Here is a 26,126-nt window from a genome sequence, read left to right as displayed (position 1 = left end):
TTATCGGTTCAACGAGAGCAACGCGACCTGCGTCACGCTACTCACCCAGCTCCCGTACCCCGGATGGACAAATTTCGCATTTCAACCTCCGGCACGATATGGGAGCGCCGGAACCATGAACGGGCACTCGTCACCGGACCGGGAATTTCGGCGGAATGAGGCAGGGCAGTGTGAACTGCGGACGCCACGCCTTGCCCTTGCGGGGCAGCAGGTTCAGCGGCCCGAACTCGTCCACGCAGATCACTCGGCCATCGGAGGGCCCGCTGGTCGTAGAGGTCGAGCACCCGGCGCACCTTCGGCAGAAACTCCGGATCGGTGCTGGCTTTCCAGGTTTTGGTGGTCTGCCAGGTATGACCACAACACAGGAATGGCCACGCGGTCGAGTCCTCGGAACGTTGCCCGAAAGTGCACCGAGATGGGTCCTCAACGGGATTTCGCGGCGGTGGTGGCGGCACCAGACTTGGGCGCATGATCGTTTCGGAACCTCTGAGCGGACTGGATTTCCTACGTGCCATCGTGGAGGGGCGGAGCCCGCAGCCGCCCATCTGCCGCACCCTCGGGTTCGCGCTGGTGGAGGTCACGTCTGGCGTCGCGGTTTTCGAGGGGATGGCGGGCGAGCACCTGTACAACCCGATGAACGCGGTGCACGGCGGTTTTCTCGCTACGCTGCTCGATTCCGCCATGGCGTGCGCGGTCATCGGCCGCCTGCCGGCCGGTATGCTGGCCCCCACCACACAGGTGAACGTGAACTTCGTCCGGCCAGTGACCGCCCGCACCGGGCTGCTGCGCGCCACGGGCACGGCCATCCACCTCGGGCGAACGATGGCCACCGCGGAGGGCCGGGTGGAGGGCACCGATGGCAAGCTCTACGCCCACGCCACCACTACCTGCGCGGTCTCTTCCGCGTGACGACGAATGATCTTGCCGCTCGAGGTGCGGGGGATATCGCCCCGGCCGAGGTAGGTGAGGCGCCGGGGCGTGATGCCCAACTGGTCGGTGAGTGCCCGGCTGATGCCGCGTGACATGACTTCGCGGGCAGCGGGATCGCGTTCCGTCGACTCGATGACCAGGCCCAGCCCGCTCCCTTCGTCGCCGTCGAACTGATGCGCCAGGATGCCGTGCACCTTGGCCGGATCGGTGGCACGGCGGACCACGTCCTCGATGTCGCTGGCCCAGTGGTTGGCTCCGAAGACGATGATCGTCTCCTTCGCCCGGCCGACGACGTACAGCTCGCCGTTGTGCCGGAGACCGAGGTCGCCGGTGGCGATCCAGCCGTCGTTCAGCAGGGTTCGGCGGGTCGCGGCCTGATCGTGGTCGTAGCCGGTGGCGGTAACCGAGGGGCCGCGGACCTCGATGCGGCCGACACATCGCTCCGGCAGTGTGCGGCCAGCCGCGTCGGTCAGCCGGATCTCGGTGCGGGACACAGATGTTCCCACCGATACGAGTTCGCGATACGGCTCGTTCGCGGACACCGGAGTCTCCAGGACCCCGCGGCCGAGTGCCGCGCGGCTCGCTCTGAGCGTCGTGGTGGGCCGTCCCAGCGAGGCGAGCGTTACGGCGAGCGTAGCCTCGGCCAGGCCGTACGCCGGCATGAAGACACCGGGGCGCAACCCGAACCGGGCGGTGAACTCGTCCTGGAGGGCGCGGTCGACCGGCTCGGCGCCGTTCACCGCGATCCGCCATCGGGACAGGTCGAGGGAGCCCGCGTCGCCACCGCGGCGCAGCACGTACTGGTAGCCGGAGTTCGGCGCCATGGTGAAGGTGGCGCCCAGCCGGCCGATGCTGCGGATCCAGCCCAGCGGGTCCCACAGGAAGTCCTGCGGGCGTTGCAGGTAGATGTCCGCGTCGTGCAGCAGAGGCGTAAGGAACGAGCCGATTAGTCCCATGTCGTGGAACAGGGGCAGCCAGGTGCAGCCGATGTCGTCGCTGGTCAGCCGCGTTCCGTCGGCGATGTTCGCGGCGCCCGCGGCGAGATTGTCGTGGCTGAGCACGACACCGCGTGGGTCGGCGCTCGTGCCCGAGGTGTACTGGACCAGGGCGGCGTCCCCGCCGTCCCGAGGCATGTGGACCGCATGACCCGCTGTGACACCGGCAGCGTCGAGCACCGTCACCGGTTCGTCCGCCAGCAGGTCGGACAGCACGGCGACGGCGGAGCCGCGGGCGAGGACCGTGCGCACCTGCGAGCGGCGCAGCGCGAGAGCTGTGCGGTTCAGGTAACTGCGGGACGAGCCGAACGCCGGGGGCTCCGGCAGCGGGACGGCGACTGCTCCGGCGGCCAGCACCCCGAAGAGCGCGCGGGCGAAGTCCAGCGAAGTGGGCAGGACCAGCGCGACGCGGTCGTCCGGTGCCACTCCCCGCGACACCAGGCCGGCGGCCGTCCTCCCGGCCTCGTCGTGGAGCTCTTCGTAGGTGAGAGCGGCCGTCTCCTCGCCCCGGCGGAGAATGTGCACGCCGTGTCCTGATCGTCTGGCGGCCACCTCGCGGAGACCGTCGACCAGGTTCACGATGCAACCTGAGCCGCGATCAGCTCGTCGACCTGGACGGCGAAGTCCCGAACGTTCTGAGCTTCGAAAACGATATGGTCGTCAATCTCGATGTCGTAGCGCTGCTCGACGTCGAGCACGATCTGCAACGCGTGGATCGAGTCGAGCCCCAGCTTGCGCAGGTCTTCCTCGACGCTGATCTGCTCGTCGGGCACCTGCAGGCGCTCGGCGACGAAGTGCCGGATGGTGCTGACCGTGTTCATTCGAGGTGTCCCTTTCATTTGGTGCGGCTCATGCTGCGCAGCTTGGCTTTGATGTCTCGCGGTTTCTCGATCGACTCGTCGTCGGTCAGAATCCGCAGGATCGACATGACCTTCGCGTCGGCGGAGTCCACTGAGCCTTGCTGCACGGTTTCGATGCGGCGGATGCCGTCGCTGGAGGTGGAATGCGGGTAGAAGATCCCGGCGGGGTGTTTGATGCCGTCGCGGCGGTCGGCCAGCCAGATGTAGGCCATCCGCAGCACGGCGGCCTGATTCGCCGGGTTGGCGTCGCACAGTTCCCGCATGAAGACAGAGAACGCGCGGCAGTGGCGTGCCTCGTCCCTGCCGAGCAGCTTCCAGATCTTGCGGATGACCGGCTCGGACACCTCGGTCGCGAGTGCCTTGTACAGGGCGGAGGCTCGGGCCTCGGAGATCACGTTCATCATCAGCGTGGCCGCGCGGTTGTCGCCCTGGGGGTAAGGTTCGCGCTTGTAAAGGGCATGCTTCGAACGGATCTTGACGCCGATGCGGTCCAGATACCGGGCCTGCACGAGGGAATGCCTCGATTCCTCCGCGCCCCACTGCAGTGCCCAGGACGAGAAGCTGGCCTCGCCCTCCCACTCCCGCAGGAAGTTGTGCGCGCCGGGCAGTGTGCCGAACTCGATCACGGCGGCCTCGGTAAGGAAGTCGACGTCCCGCTCATCAAGCATGCCGCGATCGATGGTGTCCAGCGCCACCTCGCTCCAGTCCCACCGGGTGGTCTCGAACCAGTCGAAGATCTTGTTGAACGTCATGTCCAGGTAGAAGTCGGTGTACAGATCGTCCAGCATCAACGCGCGGTGTGCACGCAGGGTGAGTTCCACCGACTCGGCCAGGTTCTCCGCGGCCATCACAGCGGGCTTCACCACGTCCTCGACGTCCAGCGCCTCGACCCAGCCCGGTACCGGACCGCCGGCGTTCGCGTCAACGAGGTGCACGCGGGTCCGGTCGAACCGGCTGTCCGCGCGCAACGCCCGCACCGCCGCGATCGGCTCGGCGCCGGCCGCGACCCAGACCGCGGCGAGGGTGGTCTCGGGATCGAGCTCGTGCAGATATCGTTGCCAGTCTTCGCGACCCGGCCGGTCCACGGCGATCCGGCCGAACCTCGACAGGGAAAGTTCGGTGGTCGTGGCGACGTCGAGGGGAAGGCCCAGCAGGGCGATCCGGGTGGCAGTCATGTTCCTCTTTCTCCGTTGCGGTCAGTGGCGCGATGCCGGGCCCAGCAGCACGGGCAGGCGCTCAAGGCTGTTGCTCACGAACGACGGGACCGGGGCCACGTCCTGCTCTGTGATCCGCACCTCGGGGAACCGCGCGAAGAAGCGCGACAGGGCGGTCTCCAGCTGCAGCCGGGCGAGATGGATCCCTACGCAGAAGTGCGGACCGTGGCCGAAGCCGAGGTGGCCGGCCTGCGCGCGCCGGACGTCGAACTCGTCCGCGTCGGGTCCGTGGTGGGCCGGGTCCCGCCCGGCAGAGCCGAACGACGCGAGGATCGCGTCGCCCCGGCGCATGACAACGTCGTCCATTTCGATGTCTTCCAGTGGATAGCGCATGGGGAACTGGTTCACCGCGCCGTTCCACCGCATCGTCTCCTCGACGACCGCGTCCCACTCTGCCTCGCCCGAGCGCACTAGAGCGAGTTGGCGTGGATGGGTCAGCAGTGCGTGACAGGCGTTCACGATCACGTTGATGATGCTCTGGTGGCCGGCGAAGAACATGAGCAGCACCATGCCGACGAGTTCGCTCTCGGTGAGCTTGTCGGCGTCCGTGGTGGTCGCGGCGATCAGGGAGCTGATCAGGTCGTCGGTGGGCGCGGCTCGTTTGGCCTCGATGATCTCGTGCAGCAGTTCGTTGATCTGCTGGTCGATCTCGAGCACCTGCTCGGCAGTGTTGGTCGTGCGGGTCTGGACGCCGGTCAGCACGTGCAGTAGGCGGCGCTTGCGGTGCGGAATGCCGAGCAGGTCCGAAATCACGGTGGTGGGGATCGGGTAGGCGAAGGCCGACCGGATGTCGACCGGGCGGTCCGGTGGAGTGGTGGCCAGCCGGTTTAGCAAGGAGTCGACCACGGCCTCGACACCGGGGCGCATCGCGGCCACCCGGGCCGGGGTGAGCGCCTGGTCGACGAGCGACCGCAGGCGGCGGTGGCGGGCACCGTGGGCGTTGATGACGCTGTCGGTGCTGACAAAACCCATCAGCGGCCAGCCGTCCGGTATCTCGCCGCGGATGTGTGCCGTCCAGTGCTCGATGCCTTTCGCCGCCCGTGGATCTGCCAGGAGCTGGCGGAGGTCGTTGTGGTGCGGGACCGCCCAGGCGCACACGCCGCCGGGGAGTTCGACCAGGACCGCGCGGCCCGCGGCTCGGAGCCGGGCGTTCTCGGCGTGCTGGTCGGCGCCGGTCACGTCCAACACGAACGGGCATCCGGTTGTCGTCTCGTTGGTCACTGTCAGTGCTCCCGTCTACTCGCCGAGGAAGTTCGTGATGTCGTCGGCGAACTCGGTGTGGTGCTGGAACAGGAAGCCGTGACCGGCGTCCGGGAAGATCTTCAACACCGCGTTGGGCAGGTGAGCCGCGAGGAGGCGCGCCTTGTCCACGGAGACCATGACGTCGTGTTCCCCGTGGGCGACGAGGGTGGGCTGGCGCAGCAGGGCCAGTCGGTGCACTCCGGCCGGATCGGGCCTTCCCCAGGCCGTCGCTGAGTCCAGCTGCGCTCGCCAGGACTCAGGTGTGACGGCGAAGTCGGGGTCGGGGCGGGGACGGCCTAGCCGCCGAATGAATTCGATTCCGTGCGTCCGGCCGGTCTCGGTCTGCGGAAAGAGCAGGTACAGCAGGTCCTTGGGCCCCAAGGCTTCCTTGGTGGCGGCGACGTGCGTGCGGCCGCTCAGCGCCAGGTCGCCGCCGGTGCCGCGGGGGGCGGTACCGGCGAGTACCAAGCGCCGTACCAGCACCGGGCGGGCGAGCGCCAGCTCCTGGGCGACGTATCCACCCAGACTGAAGCCGAGCAGGTCGACGACGTCCAGGCCGAGTGCGTCGATGAAGGCGAGGACGTGCTCGGCCATGTCCGGGATCGTGGTAGGTGTTCGTCCCTCGGACCGGCCGACACCGGCGTTGTCGACGAGAATCACCTCTCGCGCCGCCGCGACACGTTCCACGAAACCGGGATCCCACATGTCGATACTGGCCCGGAAGTGCGACAGAAAAAGCAGCGGTGGTGTGTCGTTGCCGCCGATCCGGGTATAGGTATAACGAATTCCGTTCGCTGCCCGTATTGCACTTTTGCGCATCGTCTCATCCCCTCATCCCCGGAGCGGGCACGACACCTCGACTCAATCGGAACACGAACCGCAAGGCAAAGCCGCGGCCACGGTGCCGGTATCCCATGCGGCTGCTTTCACGACCTGACAGCACATCGGTGCCAGCCGAGAACTTGAAGCCAAGACCCAACATCCATGGTTACGGGGAAGATCGCCGGGCCGCCACTGGCGGCCGGGCCCGTTGCGCGATTTTGCACCACAGGTTCATGGATCGACACACGAACCTGCCGTCTTACACGGTCCTTCACGGCAAATCGCCCCATGGCGGTGGAATCGATCGCGAATCGGTGCTATGCGGTCCGCGTAGGATCCGCTGACAATCGCGCAGGCAGGACTTCCCGTCAATGAACGCCTCACTCAGCGGGCTGCGCACCGACGCGACCCACGACGCCCTCGGCCGGCTGACCGGGCTCTGGCCACCGGGCCACAGCAAGAGCACCAACGCCCCGGCCAAAACCACCTGCACCTACACGGTCAGCAGCACCAGCCCCGGCGTTGTCGCGACGAACACGCTGCTGTCCAGCAGCAAGTACGCGACCACCTACGCGCTGATCGACGGGCTCGGCCACACCGTGCAAACACAGTCCCTGACCTCCTACGCGCAAAAGGGGGCCGTGTCGTCACGGACTCCTTCTGCGACTCGCAGGGCCGGGCGTGAAGACGCACGACGCCAACTGGGATGGCGATTCCGGGCCGACGAATACCCTGTTGGTCATCGCGGACAACCCCGTTCCGAGCACGACAGTGTCCACATTCGACAGTGCCGGACGTGCGACGGCCTCGGCTTACCAGCTCTACGGCGTGGAATAGTGGCGCACCACCACCGCCTGGGTTCGACCGGCCGGTAGGTGAAGTCCTCGCGGCCGAATAGGCCGGCCACGACCCCCGAGGCCCGGACGGGGTCGCCGGGTGCGAGGCGGAGCCTGCCCGCGAGCGACGCCAGCGCCGGTCGGGTCAGCGTCGTGGAGAGCGCGACCGCCCGTACCTGTCCGCGCCGGTCGGTCTGGCCGAGGACCAGCGCCGTCGGCTGGGTGGGGGAGCCGGTCACGCCGAGGACCAGGGCGTCGACGTCGTCGACGTGGCGGACCTTCACCCAGCCCGCGCGGCCGCCGCGCAGCGGATACCGGCTGCCCAGCGGTTTCGCGAGGGCTCCCTCGACGCCGACGGCGGCCTGCTCGGGTGCTGATCCACCCATGTGCCTGCTCGACGTCGAGCGTGGAGCGCATCAGCTGCACGTCGGCGTTGCCCGCGCCGATCACCGCGGCGAGGTGTTCCCTGCGCCGGGACAGAGGCCACACCCGCAGGTCACGGCCTCTGGAGCCGAGCAGGTCGAACGCGATGAACACGACGCTGATGCCCTCGGCGCGGCGGCGGGCCTCGCCGTCGCGGAGCGCCGCGAAGTCCAGTCGGCCCGCCCGGTAGGCGCACAGCTCGCCGTCGTGCACCACCCGGCCGAGCGCGGCAGTGGACTCGGTGATCCCGGGGAACCGGTCGGCCAGGTCGCTGCCGATGCGGGACTGGAGCACCCCGGCAGGCACGTGCAGGACCAGGCGCCAGCCGTCGAGCTTGGGGGAGTACTCGTAGTCGCCGGTGGGCAGCACCGCGGCCGGCCCGGCGACAGCGAGCCTGAGGGGGCAGTGCCGGCGCAGGCACAGGTCCATCGTGAGCCTCGCTGACCTGCGGCACAGCCTTAGAGCCGCCTGATTGGCCATTGACGTACGCAGCACACGAACGGTGCCCGGAACGGTCCGCATATCGATGACGGCAAAGAAACGCCGTCGTGGCCGATCCTGTTCCGCCTGGGTCGCGGCGAGGCGTGCAGCGGACTGAGCAAACGCGGGGGAACGTCGTTCGGTTGCCTCTGGCTCCGGTGTTCTCCATCGCAGAATTTTCGCTGGTGGAGCCGCATTTCTGCGCCGTACGCTCAGGAAATGGAGCTGGGGATGGCGAACGAAGAAGGCGACAGGACCGAGCGGGCCGCCGACGATGGTGAACCGCTCCTACCCGCCACAAAGCGGGCCGGCGGGCGCGCAACCGCCTGCGGGCGCGCGAGCCGGCCCGGGAGGAGCGGGTGCGCCGCGGGCCGACGGAGTCCGCGATGGGGGACAGGGCGCTGTCCCTGCGGTTCTGGCGGGTCGCGATCGCCGGGGCGTTGTGGTTCCTGGTCGTGCCGGGGGCGCCGGTCGGGATCTCGCGGCTGTGCGACGTGTCGGACGCGTTGGTGGAGAACGGTTTCACCGCGTCCGGCGAGATCTTCGCCGTGCACATGCCGCGGCGCGGGACGCCCGGCCGTCACCGTGGCTTACCTCGCGGGGGGCGTGTACGAGGAGCAGAAGATCAACCGCGACTCCGGCGCCACGTGGGTGGCGGGTGAGGGCCGCAGCCCGACCGCGTACGCAGCCGGGGTGCGCGTCCCGCGCGGTTCGAAGTGGACCAGTCGGTGACGCGGCGGCGACCGGTCGGCAAACGCTTGCGGCGCGAGCTGGTGTTCCCGGCGGACCGCAGCGCGCCCGAAGACGGGGAGCCTTGGCTTCCGCCCGGCGATGACGCCCGCCCTGACGGCCGTTTCCGCGTGCTGTCCTGGCTGGCCCGTCGTGCGGGCTGGGCCGTGGCCGGTGTGGTCGCGGCTGCCGGCGTGCTGGCCGCCGGAATCGTTCTGCTCGGGATCGAAGAAGACGCGGCAGCCCGGGCGCACACGAACGACTTCACGGTGTACGGCGTGGTGGTGTGGCTCGCCGACCGGCACTTCGAGGTGGCCTACCCGGGCTCGGACGGTCCGCACGTAGTCGACTTTCCTTACCGCAGGACGGAACACCTCGGCATCGGCGACCGGATCGAGGTGACCTACGACCAGACCGAGCCCGCTGCCGCGCGCCGGGCCGACGACTCCGTCCTGGACCCGCTCGGAGGCGCGATCGCCTACGGCCTGATGTTCGGCGGACTCGGTGGCGGGTCGGTCGCCGCCTGGTTCGCCGTGATCTGGTGGCGCCGCCGCCGGGCGGTGCTCAAGTCGGGCTGGCGCGCGGCCACGCTCGACTTCGGTGAACCCGGCGTCACCCATGCCACGTACACCGACGGCAGTCACCTGCGGCTGAGGCCGGCCCGCGGGCTGTCCGACCGGTACGCGCGGCTCGGCGCCCGCCGGCGCGGCGGGTTCCTGGCGGGCGAGGGAAACCGGATGGTCCTGCTCGTGCCCGGGCTCGACCCGGTCGACGTGCAGGCCGTGAGCACCCGGTGGGTCTAGCCGAGCTCGAGGTCGCCGGTCAGGTAGCGCTGCTGGGTGGGCGCGCCCGACCGCACCTGCGCCGCAGCAGCCTGCCCGCCGCCCTCGACTCGCTGCCGTGCGCGCTGAGGGTTACGTCCTCATCGGCCAGGCGCTGAAGCCGATCGGAGAGAGCACGGAGTCCGAAGAAGCCGAGTGTATACAGCATGGGTCTCCAAAACGGTGGCGAGAGCTTGGACGACGCCCAAAACGGTCGCGGGACCTTGGACGAAGCGCAGGACGACCAGCAGCGGCGGAGCCAGTGAACCGACGGAGCCGGCGCTCGGCAGGCACCCGATCAGGAAGGTCGCGGCCTCCATCACCGCCAGGCAGGCGACGACGACCGGCTTGCGCCCGTCTTGTCGCCCGGAGGGTGTTGGGGAGGTTGACCGGAAGTAGTAGGCCTCCGGATCGTGGCCGTCGGGGAGGAGGTCGCAGTTGAGCAGGTGCTCTCCGGTCGGGTTGAAGCAGGCCGCCGCTCCTCAGTCCAGTGAGACGGGGCCCGTGCAGGCAGCCAGGGCGGTCGCAGCCGGCACCGACGCCGGGGCGACCTGATCGGCCGCCGCGGGCGCGGCGCTCGCGATGTCACTCAACCCGAACGTCAACGACGCTGCCGCGGCGAGAACCGCGCCCATCTTAATCTCATGTGTTACCCCTCCAGTTTCTCCGCCGCATCACCCTTATGGGGTTCCGGTCGGAGGTCGAACCGGACAATCCTCTGCCTGGTCTGGACCTATTCGCGGCGAATTCCCCAGGTGGACACCTAATTGGACTGGCGATTCACCAGGTTGCCGACTTCACGATCGGCGCCGGCGGGTGTGGATCGATCCGGCGGACAGCGCGGTCACGGATGGATCGCCGCGCTGTGATTGATCGGTGGGTTAGCCGGACCGCCGAGGGGTAGCCGAGCCAGATCGGACGCGCCGGGGCGTGGCATACCTGGACGTTCGACAGGGCGCAATGTGATACGGAGGCTGCGATGACGCGCTCGGTGAACCGAACGACAGGACACGCAGGGCACGAGGAGATGCAGCGGCAGGGTCGGCGGCTGGGCTGGCTGAGCCTCGGTCTGGGCGTGGCACAGCTGACGGCCCCACACACCGTGCGCTGGATCAGTGGCGTGGACGACTCCGCGAGGTCGCGGGCGGTGGTGTCGGTCGTCGGTGTGCGGGAACTGGTCCACGCGGCCGGGCTCCTGACCGGCCGGCGGAAGGGCGTCTGGGCGTGGACCCGGGTGGTCGGCGACGCGATGGACCTGACCGCGCTGGGCATGGCCATCGCCCACCGTGGCGGGCGCCGCCGGCGGCTGGTCGGGGTCACCGGCGCCGTCGCCGGGATCGCGGCAGTGGACCTGCTGACCGCCGTGCACGCCACCCGCGCGGAACACACCAGCTCCGCGCCGGCGGCGCGGAGCGCACGCAAAGGAGAATCCGTGGAGCTGACAGCAACGACAACCATTCGCAAACCCGCGCCGGACGTCTTCGCGTTCTGGCGGGACCTGGAGAACCTTCCGACGTTCATGGCGCACCTCGAGCAGGTCCGGCGTACCGGTGACCGGACGAGCCACTGGTCCGCCAGTGCCCCGTTCGGCAAGGACGTCGAATGGGACGCGGAGATCGCCGAGGAGACACCTGGAGAGCGGATCGCGTGGCGCTCGACCGGGAAGACCGCCGTACCGAACGCCGGCACCGTCTGGTTCACACCCGCCCCCGACGGGGAGAGCACCGAGGTCAACGTCGCCCTGGCGTACGAGATCCCGGGCGGCGCGGTCGGCAAAGCAGTCGCCAAGTACTTCGGCGAAGAACCGCACCAACAACTCGACGACGACCTGCGCCGGCTCAAGCAGGTCCTGGAGACCGGCGAGGTCGTCCGGTCCGACGGCGCCCCGTGGGGCAAGCGGGCGCGCAAGGAGTTCCCGCAGCGGCCGGCGCAACCGCTGTCGGATGCCGAGCTGGAGAAGGGAGCGGACGCATGAGGGCCACCACCTGGGCGGGCCGCAACAAGGTCGAGGTCCGCGACGTCCCGGACCCGAAGATCCTGAACCACCGCGACGCGATCGTCCGGATCACCTCCACCGCGATCTGCGGCTCGGACCTGCACCTGGTCGACGGGTACGTCCCCACCATGCAGGACGGCGACGTCCTGGGGCACGAGTTCATGGGCGAAGTGGTCGAGGTCGGCCCCGGCGTCGACCCGGGCCGGCTGCGCGCCGGGGACCGGGTCGTCGTGCCCTTCCCCATCGCCTGCGGCGCGTGCGCCGCCTGCGCCGCGGAACTGTACTCCTGCTGCGAGAACTCCAACCCCAACGCCGGGATCGCGGAGAAGATGTTCGGTCACCCCGTCGCCGGGATCTTCGGCTACTCGCACCTCACCGGGGGCTTCGCGGGCGGTCAGGCGCAGTACGCGCGCGTGCCGTTCGCCGATGTCGGCCCGATCAAGATCGAGTCGGACCTGACCGACGAGCAGGTGCTGTTCCTCTCCGACATCCTGCCCACCGGCTACATGGGCGCCGAAATGTGCGACATCCGGTCCAGCGACGTGGTCGCGGTCTGGGGCGCCGGCCCGGTCGGCCAGTTCGCCATGGACAGCGCCCGGCTCCTGGGTGCCGCGAAGGTCATCGCCATCGACAAGGAGCCGTACCGGCTGGAGCTGGCAGAACAGGCGGGCCACATCCCGGTCAACTTCGAGGAGGTCGACGTCCGGTCCCGGCTGCTGGAACTGACCGGTGGCCGCGGACCGGACAAGTGCATCGACGCGGTCGGGTTGGAAGCCACCCACGGCAGCGCGCACATCGCCGCCTACGACCGGGTCAAGCAGGCGGTGCGTTCGGAGACCGAACGCCCGCACGCATTGCGCCAGGCGATCCTGTCGTGCCGCAGCGGCGGCGTGGTTTCGGTGATCGGCGTGTACGGCGGCCTGCTGGACAAGTTCCCCGCCGGGGCGTGGATGAACCGGTCACTGACCCTGCGGACCGGGCAGTGCCACGTGCAGCGCTACATGAAGCCGCTGCTGCAGCGCATCGAACGCGGCGAGCTCGATCCGACCCGGATCATCACCCACACCCTGCCCCTGGACGAGGCCGAACGCGGCTTCGAGCTATTCAAGAACAAGCAGGACAACTGCGAGAAGGTCGTCCTCAAACCCTGACCGGCCCCGCATCCGGCCACCGCGCGGCGAGCACAGTGGCCGGATGCGGCCACGAGCGAGGTGAACCACATGACCGCACCACCCCAGGTGGCCGTCGGGGTGCTGGCCGACGAAGGGCTGCCGGAACAGGTGATCACGACGATCGCCGACGAGCTCCCCGAAATCTTCGCCACCCGGGTGCACGGGCAGACGCGGTGGCGGGTGGAGCACGAGGTCGACCAGCTCCCGCTGGACGAAGACGGCGACATCCCGATGCGCACGCTGTCGCAGCGGCACCGGCAGGACCGGGGCTGGGACTTGCTGGTCCTGGTCACCGACCTGCCCCGGCGCGCGGGAACGGACCCCGTCGTCGCCGGAGTCGACGTCGAGCACGGCGTCGCGATGATCTCGCTGCCCGCGCTCGGTGCCGTCCTGGTACGGCGCCGGACACGCGCGTTGCTGGTCCGCGTGGTCCGGCAACTGGCGTCACGACGGCTCGGGATCGATGGCAATCACGGCGAACAGGAGACGCTGGCGCGGCTGCGTGAAGTGCTGGCCCCGAAGCGGCGAATGCCCGGTGGACACCAGTCGTCCACGACGCACCTCGCTCTCGTCGGCCTGCGTGGCCGGCTGCGGCTGCTGGCCGGAATGGTGCGGGACAACCGTCCGTGGCGGCTCGTCCCGCACCTCGCGGGCGCCACCGCGGCCGCGGCCGGTACCGCGGCCTACGGCATCATCACCAGTTCGTTCTGGAAACTCGCCGATGCGTTGTCCCCGCTGCGGCTGGCGGCGATCACCGTGGTCACCATCCTGGTCATGACGGTGTGGTTGACGGTGTACAACCACCTCTGGGACCGGCCCTCCGAAGCCGCCGAGCGACGTAAAGCGCTGCTGTACAACGTTTCCACGGCCACCACACTGGCAATCGGGGTCGCGTGCATGTACGCGATCCTGTACGTGCTCGCACTGCTCGCGGCAGCCGTCCTCATCGACAGCGGTTATTTCGCGCAGGCGCTGGAGCACCCGGTCGGTGTGGGCTCGTACCTGAACCTGGTGTGGCTGTGCAGCTCGGTCGGGATCGTCGCCGGTGCGCTCGGATCGAGCCTGGAAGACGAAGAAACCGTCCGAAACGCGACCTACGGCCGCCGCGAACGGGAACGCCAGGAGCAAAACCAGCGTCGGCGGGAAGACCGGATGTCCCGTGAAAGGGAAAGCCCTGCGCAGACCGCGCGAAGCGACGAGTGACCGACGGTGTTGCAGGCAGATCACCCCCGGGCGGACGGCCGCGAGGCCGGGGCCGACGTCGGTGATCATGTCCTCCTGGCCGCCGACCATGCCGTGGCGGACTGGCTTACCGCAGTAGGGGCAGGGCTGCCGCCGGAACTTGGTCGCGTCGTTGTTGCTGGTCACGCGGCCTCTCCCGGGTTCGTCGACCAGGCAAGGTACCGCCGCGGTCACACGCTGGGACGGCCGCGCGTGCTCGGCTGTGGTTCTTCCGTTGACAGGTCCGCGCCGGCTGAACTTTCAACCAGGTCAGGTAGTCATCGAAGATGGCAGCGGTGCCACGAGGGGCGTCGCGCTTGTCGAAGAACTCGTCCAGCAGGGAGAAGAGCAGATCCACCGCCGCCTGCTTGCCCTCGCCAGCGGCCTCGTCGCGCCATCCCGAGGTGAGGTCGGGAAAGGCGAGGTGCAGCACCAAGGAGACCCAGGGCAGGTTGTTTCCGGCGCCGACCCGAGGCACGAGCAACTCCGTGAACCCTTTGAGCAACCGGCCGTCGTTGCCGGCGTCGATGCCGAGTAGGTACGTGCAGTAGTCGCGGTAGCTGCCGTCCAGGCCGTACATCTTCGGGCGCCGGTGGATCTCGGCGAACAGCTTACGGTAGTCCACGATCGAAGGTCCTTGTCTACTTCGGGGCAACTGACCGGATTGCCGTCATGGAGGCGGCACCCCGGCAAACTTGCCTCTGCCGGGCAGCCAGGTCCGATAGTTCCTTGGGCACTGCCAGCACCATGCGCAAACCACTGAGAACGTGACATTGGCGCGGAACACGGCAAGCTTCACAGATCGCTCCTGCGGAAACGCCGATCAGCCCCGTGTGTCTCGCGCACGATCGTTTCTCAGCCCGCCCCGCCGCGAGGGTCGCAGCGGCCAGCAACGCGCTGGCGGTCACCATCGAAGACATGCCGTAGGTCGAGGGAACACCATCGCCCGCATCGTCGCTGGAAGCGTGCTCACCGGCTTGCTCGGCTACGGCAGCGTGAAAATGCAACGGTGCCGGGCTCGCCGAGCCGTCCACCCGCAATGCCGGTGTGGCCGCGTCAACTGCGTTTGCCGCGCCCGACGTTGTTCACAATCACCGATCGGGCCTGGACCCGCGGCGTGCTCTCTGTCTCGCGGCGATCCTGCTGACGAGCGGTTCCTGGTCGTCGGCGCCTGGCAAGGCGCGGGGGTGGGGTTGGCCCTACCACGATTCCTCCGGTCTGGCCCAGTGCCCAGCTGCCGGGCTGCTGGGAAAGTCAGCGGGAACTGAGAGGGGCAGGGATGAAGTCAGCTTTCGCCCTCCTGGCCGGATTGGCCGGCTCCGCGGCTCTGTTCTACTTTGGCACCGGGCTCGCCCCGGTTGCCGCGCTGACCTGGCTCGCGCCATTGCCGGTGCTGCTCCTCGCCCCGCGCGTGCGGCAGGCGAGCGCGCTGGGGGTGGCGTTCGGCGCGTACCTGCTCGGCACGAGCAACACCTGGGGATTTCATTTGCATTCCCATGACGAACCGATGCTCCCGGTCGGCCTGATGATCATCTTAGGCATGTCGCTGACGTTCATGCTCGTCGTCTGGCTTTTCCGCGCGCTGGTGGTGCGTGGCCGTACTCTGCTGGCCGCAGTGGCCGCCCCCGCCGCGTGGACGGGTGTTTTGTACATCGTGTCCGTCACGAACCCGATGGGGCTGGTTGGCACCCGCGCCAACGATCAGGGCGACGTGCCGTTGGTACTGCAGACCGCGGCCATCGGTGGGATGTGGATGGTCGAGTTCCTGGTGATCTTCGTGCCCTGCGCGGTCGCGGGGCTGGCGGCACCCGGTGTGCCGAGTGGAGCCCGACTGCGCACGGCGACCGTGGCCGTGGTGGTCGTCGCGGCCGCTCTCGGGTTCGGTGCACTGCGCCTGGCGGGCACCGGTGGCGCACCACAACGTGTTGCGGCCATCGCACCCAATCAATACTCCTGGGCGCCGCCGGTCAGCGAAGCGCTCGTAGCCGGTTATGTCCGCGAGGTCGAAAACCTGCCGGCGGGAGTGCGGACCGCGGTGCTGCCGGAAGGTGCCTTGGGCGTCGAAGGGGCTGTCCCCGCCGCGCTCATCGAGCCGATGCGCCAGGCCGCTCAGGCGCGCGACATCGACATTGTGCTCGGGTTCGTCCAGACCGAGGGGCACGCGCATGACAACTTCGCCCTGGTCTTTCCCGCAGATGGCGGGAACCCGGTGCGATACCTCAAGCAGCACGATCTCGTGAACCCGCACGGACATGATCTAATCTTCGCTCCGGGAACCCGAACGGGTATCGAGATCTGTGCCGACCTGGACTTCTCCCAGCCGAGTCGCGACTATGGCACGGCGGGCACCACGCTGCTCGCGGTTCCCGCCTCGGACAACAACGAGAACGGTTGGCAGCACAGCCGCACCGGCCTGCTGCGGGGCGTGGAGAACGGGATGCCTGTGGCATGGGCGGGCCAAAATGGCTCGTTGATGATCACCGACGGCTGGGGGCGGGTGCTGGCGCAGGCACACACCGGCGGGCCGGCCGCGTTCACCACGATCGTGGCTGACGTCGCGGGCCCGGCGGCGACGACCTACAGCCGTCTCGGCGATTGGTTCGCCTGGCTCTGCCTCACCATCGCCCTCGGCGGCCTGATCGCCGCCCTGCCCATCACCGCGAAGCTCGGGCGCGCTCGCGATCATCGGCGAGCTGTCCGGTCGCCAGCTTGAGGTGGCGAGGGAGCTGGTCGGAGCGCGAAGCAGTCAGGTCCAGCCGCTGCTGCCCGGTGTGGGAAGTGTGCTCATCGTGACCAGCCGCGAGCGCCAGGGCGCCTTGCTGACCCACACCGGGGCGGTGCAAATCGACTTGCCGCATCTTCCCGTCGACGAGGCGATGACGTTGCTGCGCTGTCGTGTGGGGGAAGCACGGGCGAATGCCGATCTCCGCGCGGCCGAGAAGATCGTGCGCCGGGCGGCTGCCGATGGCGATCCGAATCGCCGCCGAGTACGCGAAGCATGGCGGCCATGCCCTCGACCATGTCGCCGGCTAGCGTGCCACGATGCCGGAACGGCTGGCACTTTCACCTCGACCGACCCGGCCGTCAACATCCGCGCCGCTGACCCGAGATCACACACGCGTCGGATCGCGCAAGGTGGCGCTCGAACCAGAACTGCAGTTGTACTCCACCGTGCTCTTGCCGAACTGCGCATTCGGGTTCGAAACCTGAACCAGGCAACGACCTTGGCAGTCTCGAGGCCTGACTCGCCGCCGAGACGGGTCGCGTCCCGCTCACAGCGCTGAGAACCCGCCTCGGAGCCGAGCTGCAAGGCGAACTCTTACCGCCGTACTTTCTCGGGAGCCTCGTCGATGAGGTGCAGCAGCCGCACCGCAAGCGCGTGGCATGCCGACTCGGTCAGGCCGGTTTCTGCCTTCAGCGCGTCCCGGATCAGTGCGACCCGCTGGTCGTATCGTGACACGAAGACCACGTCATCGGGCATGATCTAATCTCTCGATTTCCGTGCTTCCAGCGGCGCAGGCGCACCCGCGGTGGAGCTCGCCCGCCGAGGTCGCCGCGCAGAAGCGGCTTGCGATCGCGTCGTGGCCGTTGGTCTCGTGTGGACAGACGGGACAGGCGCCGCCTTCGGTCCCCACGCCGGTCTGCGGCAGGGGGGCGAGTTCGGTGATCATCGCTGTGCTCCTCACTGGTCGGTTGCCTCGGCTCCGTTCGAGGTCACGACGGGAGGTGTGGCGAACGGAGCGGGCGGGGTGTTCGCGGCCGCGTTCTCGCGGGCGACAAAAGCGCCGAGCTCGCTGATGGTACTCATCAGCGGGGCGGGGAAAACCACGGTGGTGTTCTTGTCCACACCGAGCTCCACCAGGCTTTGCAGATTGCGCAGCTGCAATGCGAGCGGGTGGGCCATCATCGTGTCCGATGCCTCGCCCAGTGCTGCCGCGGCCAGCGATTCACCTTCGGCGCTGATGATCTTGGCGCGCTTTTCGCGCTCCGCCTCGGCCTGGCGGGCCATCGCCCGCTTCATCGCTTCCGGCAGCTGGATGTCCTTCAGCTCCACCAAGGTGACCTCCACGCCCCAGTCGAGCGTGGCGATGTCGAGGATCCGCCGGATGTCGACGTTGATGCTGTCGGTCTCGGAGAGGGTCTCGTCGAGCGTGTGCTGCCCGACGACCTTGCGCAGAGTCGTCTGCGCGATCTGATCGATCGCGGCGTAGACGTTTTCGATCGCGACGACGGACTTCACCGCGTCCCGGACGCGGAAGTAGGCGACCGCCGACACGTCGACGCTCACGTTGTCCCGAGTGATGATGCCCTGGGACTGGATCGGCATCGTGATGATTCGCAGCGAAACCCGCCGCAACACGTCGACCACCGGGATGATCATCCGCAGCCCTGGCTCACGCACACCGACCACCCGGCCGAGCCTGAAGAGAATACCCCGCTCGTATTGCTTGACGATCCGGACCGCGGAAACCAGCAGGACCAGTACTACCACGACGATCGCGATGATCAGGAAAACGTTCACGACACTCCAGACTTCGACAGCCGCCGGCGGCGAAAGGAAAGTCGTGGGTGCGCCGCCAGGTCCCCACGTGGCGCGCGAGGGCCGGGCGTGCGACGGGCCGGGGACGACGTGGGCTTGACTGCCCACGCACGGGATGCTCCCGGGACACCACCGACACTACACGTGGCCGAGTGTGGAAAGGTCACGGCGGCACACTCGACCGATCGCGCTGTGCTGCGAGGTCGAAGGCCACAAATCGCCGCAAGTGGTTCCTTGGTCTTCAGTCGCCCGGCGTGGCGCTGATCGGGAGGATTCCGGTGGTCTCGCAGATCTACGCGGGAACACCTTTGCCGGCAAGGATTTCCGACGTGGCGGTGGGGAACTCGTCGCCGGCGGCCGCGCGCAGCGCGGCATGGGCCGCTTCCCGCGGAGTCTCCGGGGGCACCACCAGCAGGATGACTTGGCGTGCGTTCGAGCCGATCGCCGTGATCGTGTGCGGGTTCGTGAATCGAAAGCCCTCGAGTGGCACGATCCGGTCGCCGAGATAGACCTTGCGGGTCGCCGGGCCCCAGGTGTCCAGGTGGTAGGACACCCGCGTGACCGGTCCCACCCACTGCTCGAGTGCGGCCGCCAGTGAGGGCAGTTCCGCTTCCAGGTCCGTCGACCGCGGCCACCAGCCGCCGTCGACCTGGCCGCGTTCGGCGCCGTCCGGTTTCATCCGCAGCCTGGGCTCGGAAACTCGTTCGTCTTCGGTCGTGGTTTCCGGCTGAACCGAGGTTGCCATTCCGGCGCTCCCACCTCCGGCCCTTGACCGGCCGAGTACTGTTCGTGCGCCAGAGGTGGCACCGGCGAACGGCCGGATACTGCTTCGCCCCTGGTACCGCCAGGCTACTCCCGGATCCGGTCTGCGTTCTCCCGAAACGAAAGGCATCAGCGCCTCACTCTGGGGCAAGCCGCCGTTCAGCCATCGCGTCGCGGAAGAGCAGCGCCCGCCGAGTGCACACGGCGTAGGGTGAGCGTATTGGCCCGCGAAATCGCAGATTCGACGCTGTCGGCCGAGAACGGCGCGCCGCGCGCGAACCGCGGCAGCGGCCCATCGCACGGTGCGAGCCGGACAGGAGTGCGACCACGAAGTTTGTATCGGGCAGCGGTGCCTCGGAAACGTGATCGGCTCTCTCGCGACCGGGCATCGGTTGCAGCTGAAGGAACCGGGAGCGACTATAGGCTGTTTCGACGGCGCCTGGTGGCCGCGGTCGCGGGATGCGGTCAGGGAATTCGGTGCCCTCGTTGCCTCGACCACCGCCGGATTCGGCCGAGTGGAACGCATCGGCTTCAACCCGGCCGCGTGGGACTTCGCGCCGGCACGGCTTGCCCACGGCCCCGATCTGGTGCGACTGGCGGGTTCTTCGGGCTCCGGCAGCACACCGTCGTGGTGATCTGACCGACCATCCACCACTTGACCCTGCTGGTGATCCCTCCGGAAGCCGACCGGTCGCCGCGGAACGCGCACTGATCGCGACGTCCGCCCCGGACAGCAGTGACTCCGCACAGGCCAAGTTCAGCATCCGCTCAGGCACGTCGACCTCGCACGACAGCCACGACAGCACCGCGCGCTAGTGGACGTCCCGCCTGGCCGGCACTGGGTCCAGGCGGTCATCGGCGCGGTGAGGTGCCCGGGCGAGCCGCCCCCAGCCGATCCGGCTCCAGGTGCGCGAGGAGCCAGACGAGCTCGTCGGCGTCGATGAGGGCCGCGTCCGCTGCTCGGACCCATGCCCTCGCTGCCCGCCGGCTGAATTCGGGTGTGAGCAGTGGCTTCGTCGCGTGTTCGACACTGTTCATGATCGCTTCCCTGCCGCAGGTGATGTCCGATGCCTGGCCCTGGGTCCGGGGGTGCGCAATATGATGGATACCCCAGTCCGCGTGATCGCAAACACCGGCTGCGTCGTCACGACTCGGCCTGTCGCCCCTCCCCGGCGCGGACGCGGTGACGGTTGTACTTGGCTCAGGCCGTGCCCGCTGTGCGACGAAGGGCGGGGCACCGCAACCGGACGGATGCGCTGTAGTGTGGAGTGCGTATCGCCGGAGCGCCCAGAGCCTGCTCTCAGACGAACATCTGTCCATGACCGGGCCGCCCGTGCACCGCGATGCCGATAATCGGTTGACCGCTCGCAAACAGCACTCCACATCCAGAGGCTGGAAGACAGCCACGCCCGGGACCCCGGCGGACCCAGGACTGATTCAGTCCGAAAACTGTCCACTGAGGACCCGTCATGACCAAGCTCCGGCCGATTTCGCCCGGCCTCGCCGTCGGTACCCTCGACGGTTCACCGAGATACGCGACACACGGCGAATCCGACTTCCCCGACCTTCAGCGGATCGTGGCCCGCGATCGTCCTCGTCGGGCTACCGCCGATAATGGTGGCGTTCTTCGCCGTGCACCCAGGGCTGGTGTCCGCGGGTTGTTCCTTCTTGCTAGGAGCCACGTTCTGCGACACCTGCACCTGGTCGGCGTACCCCCGGGCGCCCGGACCGCAGTGGGTGGCTCCGCGTGACTCACGGCTGGCGACTTTCCACCCCTGTGGTCGAGAGCTGGGACTGGCAGCTGAGGGGCGCCTGCCGCGGCATGGACGGTGCCCTGTTCTTCCACCCTGACGGCGAGCGCGGGCGCATCAAAGCCGAGCGCATCACCAAAGCCAAGCAGATCTGCCACACCTGTCCGGTGATGGCGCAGTGCCGCACGCACGCCCTGGTCACCGAGGAGGTCTACGGCGTATGGGGCGGCCTGTCCGAAACCGATCGCCAGGCCGCACGGCCGAGCGCCGACAGCCCGCTTTCGCCATGAGTACCGAACGGTACTGCGAGCTGCTGGCCCTGCTCCACGCAGAGGACAGCGATCCAGCGGCCCTGCTGCGACGGGTGTGCGACCTCTGCGTCGGCGTGTGCGCGGTCACCGGTGCCGCCGTCACCGTTCAGAGCGGTGACGATCGCACCGCGCAGGCGGTGGCGTGCGCAACCGACGCGACCAGCTTGGTCCTCGACAACCTGCAGCGCACGGTCGGCGAAGGCCCCGGGCCGGCGGCGCACGAACGCGGCGGCCCCGCGCTGGTCGCCGATCTGGCAACCGCGGAGGCCCGCTGGCCCGGATTCACCCCCGGAGCCCGAGCTGCCGGCGTGGCCGCGGTGTTCTCGTTCCCGCTGCACATCGGCGCGGTCCGGCTCGGGACGCTCGACCTGTACCGCATCAGCGCGGGCTCCCTGAACCAGACCGAGCTAGGGGACGCGCTGGCGCTCGCCGACATCGCCACGCACACGGTCCTCGACGATCTGCGCAGCCCGGACCCGATGGACATCGGCTGGCTCTCCGACATCCACGCCGTGGTCCACCAAGCCACCGGGGTCGTCACAGCGCAGCTGAACGTGACGATGCGTGACGCCCTTCTGCTCATCCGCGCACACGCCTACGCCCACCAGACACCCCTCGACCAGGTGTCCCAGCAAATCATCGGCTACCGCCTCCGACTCGAGACAGGAGAGTGACCAGCATGTCCGAACAACCCCACATCGTCCGCACCATCCCGGGCGCAACCGGGGGCCACGGCCGTGAACAGCGGTTGGCTGACACGTTCGTGGCGCTGGCCGACACCCTTGTCGACGAGTTCGACGCGCTGGAGTTCCTGCACATGCTGTGCGACCAGTGCGTCGAGCTCCTCGAAGTGTCCGCGGCCGGCGTGATCCTGCTCGACGGGCAAGGCGGTCTGCGCACGGCGGCGGCATCTTCGGAACGCGCGCAGGTGCTGGAGGTGTTCGCCGTGCAGACCGACGACGGACCCTGCATCGACTGCGTTCGCAGCGGGGTCCCGATCGCCAGCGCGGATCTCATCGCGGACGCCGCCCGCTGGCCGCGCTTCGCCGCCGCCGCCCGCGAATGCGGGTTCCAGGCCGTCCAAGCGGTTCCCATGCGGCTGCGCCGCCAGGTCATCGGCGTGCTCACCCTGCTCAAGGCCGACAGCAACGGGATCGACGACACCAGCACCCAGCTCGGGCAAGCGCTCGCCGACGTCGCCACCATCGGCATGCTGCAACAACGGGCGATCGAGAGCGCAGACCTGCTCTCCGAACAGCTGCAGACCGCGCTCAACAGCAGGGTCATCATCGAGCAGGCCAAAGGCGTGCTCTCCGCCCACGGAGAGGAGCTCGACATGGAAATCGCGTTCACCGCCCTGCGCGGCTATGCCCGTTCCCACAACCAGCGTCTCTCCGAGCTTGCCCGAGCCGTGGCCGAGGGCACCGCGGACATCCCCGCAATCCTTGCGCACCGCACCCGGCCGCAAAAAACGGCGCAACACAGAGGTCCCCGGTGACGGGTCGGCAACCTACCCGCCCCTGCCGCTCGACCCGAACGTGTCGCTGGTGGTCGCCTGGCAGGCCGGCAGCACGGCAGCTCCCACGTTCGCCGTGCCCCACCACGCGACCGGCGCTGAATCGCCGTCGCACATAGAAAGTGAAACCACGATGTTCACCATCACCGCAGCCGCCACCGAGGCGATCAACCAGCTCACCGCCTCCCAGAACGTCCACGCCGAAGGCGGCCTACGCCTCACACTCGACGGCCCACCCGAGGACGGCGCCACACTCGCCGTCGACATCGCCGCACACCCTGCCCCCGGAGACGACGTCATCGCGACCGCCGGCACCCAAGTGTTCCTCGCCCGCGAAACCTGGGTCCGGCTCACCGACAAGACCCTCGACGTCACCAAAAACATCAACGGGCATTACACATTCCTGATCACCACCACAAACTGACAAGCCCCGCCCACCAGGACTCGGGAAAAGCGGCTCCCAAGCGCAAGCCGGCCGGTGGGACCGGCAACCGGCTCGGCGGTCAGATGGTGCCGTGGTGCTGGAGGTAACGGAAGGTCGCGATTCCTGGCAAGACGGGCAGCCAGTAGGTCAGCAGTCGCGAGGTGAGGACCGCGGCTACCGAGGTTGCCGGCGCGACACCCACCGCGCTCAGGCCGGCGACCATCAAGCTCTCCACGGCGCCCAGCCCGCCGGGAATCGGCGCGAGGTGCCCGAGGGATTGGGCGACGACGAACACCACGAGCACCGCCGCCACGGGAACTCGCGCACCGAAGGCGGCCAAGCTGGTGGCGAGCCCGAGACCGGAGAACAGCAGATAGGCGCCTGCCCCGCCGAACAACTCGATCGCGCGGATCGGATTGCGCAGGACGGGCAGCAGATCGCGAGCCATCGCCAACGAGGGCCGGACGAGCCGACGACGCCCCAACGGGGAGCCGACCACCACACCCGCGATGACCAGCGCACCGGCCGCCCCCGCCAGCACCGGCCACCCGTGTGGGATGGACACACCGCGAAGCACTCCCGAACTACCGAGTGCGAAAACACCGATCACGCACCAGAGCGCCGAGACGGCGCCCGTGGCAGCGAGGTTCAGCAGAGTGACACCCACGGCGTGGGCGCGGCGGATGCCCAGGCGTTCCATGAAAGCGATGTTGACGCCGAAGAATCCGACACCGCCGGGCGTGGTGCGCCCGGTGAACGCGGCTGCCAACTGCACCGCAGTGGTGCGCCAGAACGGCAGTGGCGAAACGCTGGAACCGATGATCGACACAGACGACATCAGGATCGCCAGCAAGCCGGTGATCACCGATGCGATCAACCATCCCCAATGGGCCCCTCGCAACGAGCCGACCACCCCGTGCAGGCCGGACAGCTGGGGCAGCAGCACATACACAGCTGCGCCGAAGAGCAGCAGTCCGATGATCGTGCTCGGCCGCAGAGGGAAACGGAAAGTAGGGATGGGCCGGTCGATGGCGTCGGCGAGCGTCTCCCGGAGGTCGGTCAGCACGTAGCGGCGATCGATCTGCGTCCGGATCCTGCGCGGCAGGGCGAGGGGCTGAAGGTAGGCCAGGGACTCCTCGAGTTGGTCGGGCGACAGCGTCCTGCGGGCGCTCCGGACCGTCCGCTCGACACCGACCAGAGCCGTCAGCGACACCAGCGCCTCGGCGACGTCCTGCGCGCAGCGTCGCGGGGCCGCGCTCACCCTGCCGAAGGTGAAGTTGAGCAACCACACGCCGCCGGCGGTGTCGATGAGGATGTTCTTGGGCCTCAGGTCGTGGTGGGCGATCCTGGCCGTGGACAAGATCGCGACCTGCCTCCAGATGCCGTCCAGCAACGACTCGCTGATCTCGGCGGAATCAAGTTTCGTCAAGCGGCGGCCCTCGACCTGCCGGCGCACCAGCAGCGGCGAGCCGTGCTCCGTCTCGCAGACCGACACGACCGATGGCGTCCGCAACCCGGCGCGGTCGGCGCACAAGGTGACGAACGCTTCGTGCTCGGCCTCGTGGTAGGTGGTCGACAGCGGAGGCTCGTCCTCGACGTCGAGGGAGGCCAAAAGCCGCCTGAGCCGATACCACGGTCCCGCACGGCGGTGCAGCCGGCGCACGATCTCCACTCGTAGCCGGTCTCCGGTCGAGGTGTCCACCGTGAACTGCAGCGGTCCCCACCTATTGCTCTCGATCGGCAGCACGCGAATCGGTTTCAACCCGGCTACATCCAGGGCGTGGCGCACCGCTTCTGCCGACGTTCGGCGACCTGGAGCCCCCAACACCAGGTTCAGGGTCGTGCCCACGCCCCATCCGAGGAACACCGCGGCGAAGGCACCCAGCGGGAGATTGCCGCCCAGATACACGTCGGCTGCGCCGACCAGTATCGCCACCGCCCAGACCAGGTTGCGGTACTTGACGCTGAGGTAAGGGGCGGCGACCGCGGCCATCGCCGCCGCGACCGCCGCGGATGAGGACGGAAAGTCGAATCCGGCAGCACCGGGGAGCCGGTCCGTCGGGTTGACGAAGAGCTCGGCAGGCACGGGCCGGTCCCCGATGAACCGTTGCATGACCTGCGCCAGCCCCCAGGCCAAGGATCCGGCTGTCGCGAGGTACACCCCAAGCCGTACTCGCTTGAAGTACAACGCCAGAGCGGTGGCGGTGGCGACGCCGATCCAGCTCCCGGTCCCCGCCAGCACCCGCCACACCCGGATGGACGCGGTCGGGATCTTCCCGAACTGCTGGTAGATCGCCAGCTCGACCGGATTGACAGCCAGGTTCATCGCCGCCAGTGAACACAAAGTGACCACGGCGCCTGCGATCGCCAGGAAGATCAGGTCACCGGGTCTCCGCCCGATCGACAGCGAAATCCGGCGGTGCCCGCTCGCAGCATCCGTCTTCGCGTGTGCCGAACCCTCGTTGTTGCCGCCCACTGCTGCCTCGGACTCATCGTGTGTCGCGTCGACCATCACAGCGTCCGCCCAACTCGCGACCAAGACAACCGGGCGCCCGGATGGCCGCTGTGTCGTGGTGCGCGCGCAACTCAGGCCTGGGCTGGGCCGGAAGAATCGAGGCCGGCTCCCAACCAGGCTGCAAGCGCCGCGTGCTTTTGCAAGCGACCGATCTGCAGCCGTTTCTGGTACACGCCGGCCAATCGCACCACGGCGCCCGACCACGGTGCCTTGCCCGGCCGCCCCTGGACCCGGTCGAGTAGGACGGCCCGCCCGCGCGCCGGGGAAGAGCCAGCAGATGCCGGGTTGGTGCGAAGGGCATCTTGTCGGCGGGTGCGAGCAGCGGACCGGTGCGAGCTGGCCCCCTACGCCGCGGTCTGGTGCCCCGAAGAGTCCTCTGGACCAGTGCTGTCGGTCGGCGCAGCCGGGGCATCGGGTTGCGGCGGCGGGGCGGTGAAGTTGCGCCTGGCCGAGCTGAGCACGGCGAGCAATGGGACGGCGAGCAGGGCGCCGATGATGCCGGCGGTGACGAGCCCGGTGGCCAGGGCGAGCACGACGGCCAGGGGGTGCAGGCGTACGACGCGGCC

At 68.6% G+C, this 26,126-nt stretch carries 26 protein-coding genes and 2 pseudogenes; 12 read left to right on the top strand and 16 right to left on the bottom strand.

All coding sequences use genetic code 11. The annotated features are described in order from the left end of the window. The first annotated feature begins 468 nt into the window (after positions 1-468). Positions 469-909 (top strand): PaaI family thioesterase, encoded by a 441-nt coding sequence (locus AB0F91_RS43335; protein WP_360607713.1) that lies wholly within the window; start codon positions 469-471, stop codon positions 907-909. On the opposite strand, the gene AB0F91_RS43330 is transcribed toward AB0F91_RS43335, so the two are convergent. The 7 genes and pseudogenes from AB0F91_RS43330 to AB0F91_RS43300 form a co-directional block, all read right to left on the bottom strand. Then, on the bottom strand, positions 867-2,504 hold the full coding sequence (locus AB0F91_RS43330) for an AMP-binding protein (RefSeq protein ID WP_360607711.1): 1,638 nt from the start codon (positions 2,502-2,504) through the stop codon (positions 867-869). The two genes, AB0F91_RS43335 and AB0F91_RS43330, sit on opposite strands and share 43 nt — an antisense overlap. Beyond that, a complete protein-coding gene (locus AB0F91_RS43325) occupies positions 2,501-2,746 on the bottom strand; it encodes an acyl carrier protein (protein ID WP_360607709.1) in 246 nt (81 codons plus the stop codon). The genes AB0F91_RS43330 and AB0F91_RS43325 overlap by 4 nt, the downstream gene beginning before the upstream one ends. Positions 2,747-2,760: 14 nt before the next feature. After that, a complete protein-coding gene (locus AB0F91_RS43320; RefSeq protein ID WP_360607707.1) occupies positions 2,761-3,960 on the bottom strand; it encodes a ferritin-like domain-containing protein in 1,200 nt (399 codons plus the stop codon). A 21-nt stretch (positions 3,961-3,981) separates the two neighbouring features. Beyond that, positions 3,982-5,220 carry a cytochrome P450 gene (locus AB0F91_RS43315; protein ID WP_360607705.1) on the bottom strand — a complete coding sequence of 413 codons (1,239 nt, stop codon included), beginning with the start codon at positions 5,218-5,220 and terminating at the stop codon, positions 3,982-3,984. Between the two features lie 15 nt (positions 5,221-5,235). Next, entirely contained in the window at positions 5,236-6,060 is an 825-nt protein-coding gene (locus AB0F91_RS43310; protein ID WP_360607703.1) for an alpha/beta hydrolase, read from the bottom strand. 742 nt (positions 6,061-6,802) lie between these two features. After that, entirely contained in the window at positions 6,803-7,285 is a 483-nt protein-coding gene (locus AB0F91_RS43305) for a hypothetical protein (protein WP_360607731.1), read from the bottom strand. Positions 7,286-7,364: 79 nt separating this feature from the next. Next, positions 7,365-7,751, bottom strand: a pseudogene (locus AB0F91_RS43300) (hypothetical protein); the annotation flags it as partial. Between the two features lie 636 nt (positions 7,752-8,387). On the opposite strand from AB0F91_RS43300, the gene AB0F91_RS43295 reads away from it, so the two are divergent. Further along, entirely contained in the window at positions 8,388-8,534 is a 147-nt protein-coding gene (locus AB0F91_RS43295) for a hypothetical protein (protein WP_360607701.1), read from the top strand. Beyond that, the gene (locus AB0F91_RS43290) at positions 8,531-9,334 is read left to right on the top strand and encodes a hypothetical protein (RefSeq protein WP_360607699.1); all 804 of its coding nucleotides are present in this window, start codon (positions 8,531-8,533) and stop codon (positions 9,332-9,334) included. The genes AB0F91_RS43295 and AB0F91_RS43290 overlap by 4 nt, the downstream gene beginning before the upstream one ends. A gap of 500 nt (positions 9,335-9,834) precedes the next feature. Here AB0F91_RS43290 and AB0F91_RS43285 read toward each other — a convergent pair whose 3' ends face one another. Then, complete coding sequence (locus AB0F91_RS43285) at positions 9,835-9,987, bottom strand: hypothetical protein (protein ID WP_360607697.1); 153 nt, start codon at positions 9,985-9,987, stop codon at positions 9,835-9,837. 392 nt (positions 9,988-10,379) lie between these two features. Here AB0F91_RS43285 and AB0F91_RS43280 point away from each other — a divergent pair, with 392 nt between their 5' ends. From AB0F91_RS43280 to AB0F91_RS43270, 3 genes are all read left to right on the top strand, one after another. Further along, positions 10,380-11,327, top strand: a complete 948-nt coding sequence (locus AB0F91_RS43280) for an SRPBCC family protein (protein ID WP_360607695.1) — start codon at positions 10,380-10,382, stop codon at positions 11,325-11,327. Beyond that, a complete protein-coding gene (locus AB0F91_RS43275; RefSeq protein ID WP_360607693.1) occupies positions 11,324-12,499 on the top strand; it encodes a zinc-dependent alcohol dehydrogenase in 1,176 nt (391 codons plus the stop codon). Before AB0F91_RS43280 ends, AB0F91_RS43275 begins: the two co-directional genes overlap by 4 nt. Before the next feature lie 69 nt (positions 12,500-12,568). Then, the gene (locus AB0F91_RS43270; RefSeq protein WP_360607691.1) at positions 12,569-13,723 is read left to right on the top strand and encodes a hypothetical protein; all 1,155 of its coding nucleotides are present in this window, start codon (positions 12,569-12,571) and stop codon (positions 13,721-13,723) included. Between the two features lie 106 nt (positions 13,724-13,829). Here the strand turns inward: AB0F91_RS43270 and AB0F91_RS43265 are convergent, their stop codons facing one another. Beyond that, positions 13,830-14,366 (bottom strand): hypothetical protein, encoded by a 537-nt coding sequence (locus tag AB0F91_RS43265; protein WP_360607689.1) that lies wholly within the window; start codon positions 14,364-14,366, stop codon positions 13,830-13,832. 654 nt (positions 14,367-15,020) lie between these two features. Between AB0F91_RS43265 and AB0F91_RS43260 the strand changes: the two genes are divergently transcribed. Continuing rightward, entirely contained in the window at positions 15,021-16,454 is a 1,434-nt protein-coding gene (locus AB0F91_RS43260; protein WP_360607687.1) for a nitrilase-related carbon-nitrogen hydrolase, read from the top strand. A gap of 606 nt (positions 16,455-17,060) precedes the next feature. On the opposite strand, the gene AB0F91_RS43255 is transcribed toward AB0F91_RS43260, so the two are convergent. From AB0F91_RS43255 to AB0F91_RS43240, 4 genes are all read right to left on the bottom strand, one after another. After that, positions 17,061-17,222, bottom strand: a complete 162-nt coding sequence (locus AB0F91_RS43255; protein ID WP_360607685.1) for a DUF6307 family protein — start codon at positions 17,220-17,222, stop codon at positions 17,061-17,063. Continuing rightward, positions 17,212-17,412 (bottom strand): RGCVC family protein, encoded by a 201-nt coding sequence (locus tag AB0F91_RS43250; protein WP_360607683.1) that lies wholly within the window; start codon positions 17,410-17,412, stop codon positions 17,212-17,214. The genes AB0F91_RS43255 and AB0F91_RS43250 overlap by 11 nt, the downstream gene beginning before the upstream one ends. Before the next feature lie 11 nt (positions 17,413-17,423). After that, positions 17,424-18,263, bottom strand: a complete 840-nt coding sequence (locus AB0F91_RS43245) for a slipin family protein (protein ID WP_360607681.1) — start codon at positions 18,261-18,263, stop codon at positions 17,424-17,426. Between the two features lie 310 nt (positions 18,264-18,573). After that, positions 18,574-19,026, bottom strand: a complete 453-nt coding sequence (locus AB0F91_RS43240) for a DUF5994 family protein (RefSeq protein ID WP_360607679.1) — start codon at positions 19,024-19,026, stop codon at positions 18,574-18,576. Between the two features lie 379 nt (positions 19,027-19,405). Between AB0F91_RS43240 and AB0F91_RS43235 the strand changes: the two genes are divergently transcribed. Then, on the top strand, positions 19,406-19,678 hold the full coding sequence (locus AB0F91_RS43235) for a DUF5994 family protein (protein ID WP_360607677.1): 273 nt from the start codon (positions 19,406-19,408) through the stop codon (positions 19,676-19,678). 217 nt (positions 19,679-19,895) lie between these two features. On the opposite strand, the gene AB0F91_RS43230 is transcribed toward AB0F91_RS43235, so the two are convergent. Next, positions 19,896-20,081 carry a hypothetical protein gene (locus tag AB0F91_RS43230; protein WP_360607675.1) on the bottom strand — a complete coding sequence of 62 codons (186 nt, stop codon included), beginning with the start codon at positions 20,079-20,081 and terminating at the stop codon, positions 19,896-19,898. A gap of 739 nt (positions 20,082-20,820) precedes the next feature. Between AB0F91_RS43230 and AB0F91_RS43225 the strand changes: the two genes are divergently transcribed. The 4 genes from AB0F91_RS43225 (at position 20,821) to AB0F91_RS43210 (ending at position 23,045) form a co-directional block, all read left to right on the top strand. Further along, the gene (locus AB0F91_RS43225; protein ID WP_360607673.1) at positions 20,821-21,084 is read left to right on the top strand and encodes a WhiB family transcriptional regulator; all 264 of its coding nucleotides are present in this window, start codon (positions 20,821-20,823) and stop codon (positions 21,082-21,084) included. Next, entirely contained in the window at positions 21,081-21,779 is a 699-nt protein-coding gene (locus AB0F91_RS43220) for an ANTAR domain-containing protein (protein ID WP_360607671.1), read from the top strand. The genes AB0F91_RS43225 and AB0F91_RS43220 overlap by 4 nt, the downstream gene beginning before the upstream one ends. Positions 21,780-21,868: 89 nt before the next feature. Next, positions 21,869-22,603: a GAF and ANTAR domain-containing protein gene (locus AB0F91_RS43215; protein ID WP_360607669.1), complete on the top strand. Its 735-nt coding sequence runs from the start codon at positions 21,869-21,871 to the stop codon at positions 22,601-22,603. Positions 22,604-22,754: 151 nt separating this feature from the next. Further along, complete coding sequence (locus AB0F91_RS43210) at positions 22,755-23,045, top strand: iron-sulfur cluster biosynthesis protein (RefSeq protein ID WP_360607667.1); 291 nt, start codon at positions 22,755-22,757, stop codon at positions 23,043-23,045. A gap of 79 nt (positions 23,046-23,124) precedes the next feature. Here AB0F91_RS43210 and AB0F91_RS43205 read toward each other — a convergent pair whose 3' ends face one another. Beyond that, a complete protein-coding gene (locus AB0F91_RS43205) occupies positions 23,125-25,764 on the bottom strand; it encodes a lysylphosphatidylglycerol synthase transmembrane domain-containing protein (RefSeq protein WP_360607665.1) in 2,640 nt (879 codons plus the stop codon). A 140-nt stretch (positions 25,765-25,904) separates the two neighbouring features. Beyond that, positions 25,905-26,126: pseudogene (locus AB0F91_RS43200) on the bottom strand (AI-2E family transporter); the annotation flags it as partial.

It is taken from the genome of Amycolatopsis sp. NPDC023774 (assembly GCF_040639695.1).
Taxonomy (GTDB): Bacteria; Actinomycetota; Actinomycetes; order Mycobacteriales; family Pseudonocardiaceae; genus Amycolatopsis.
This window is presented reverse-complemented; position numbering and strand designations above follow the sequence as displayed.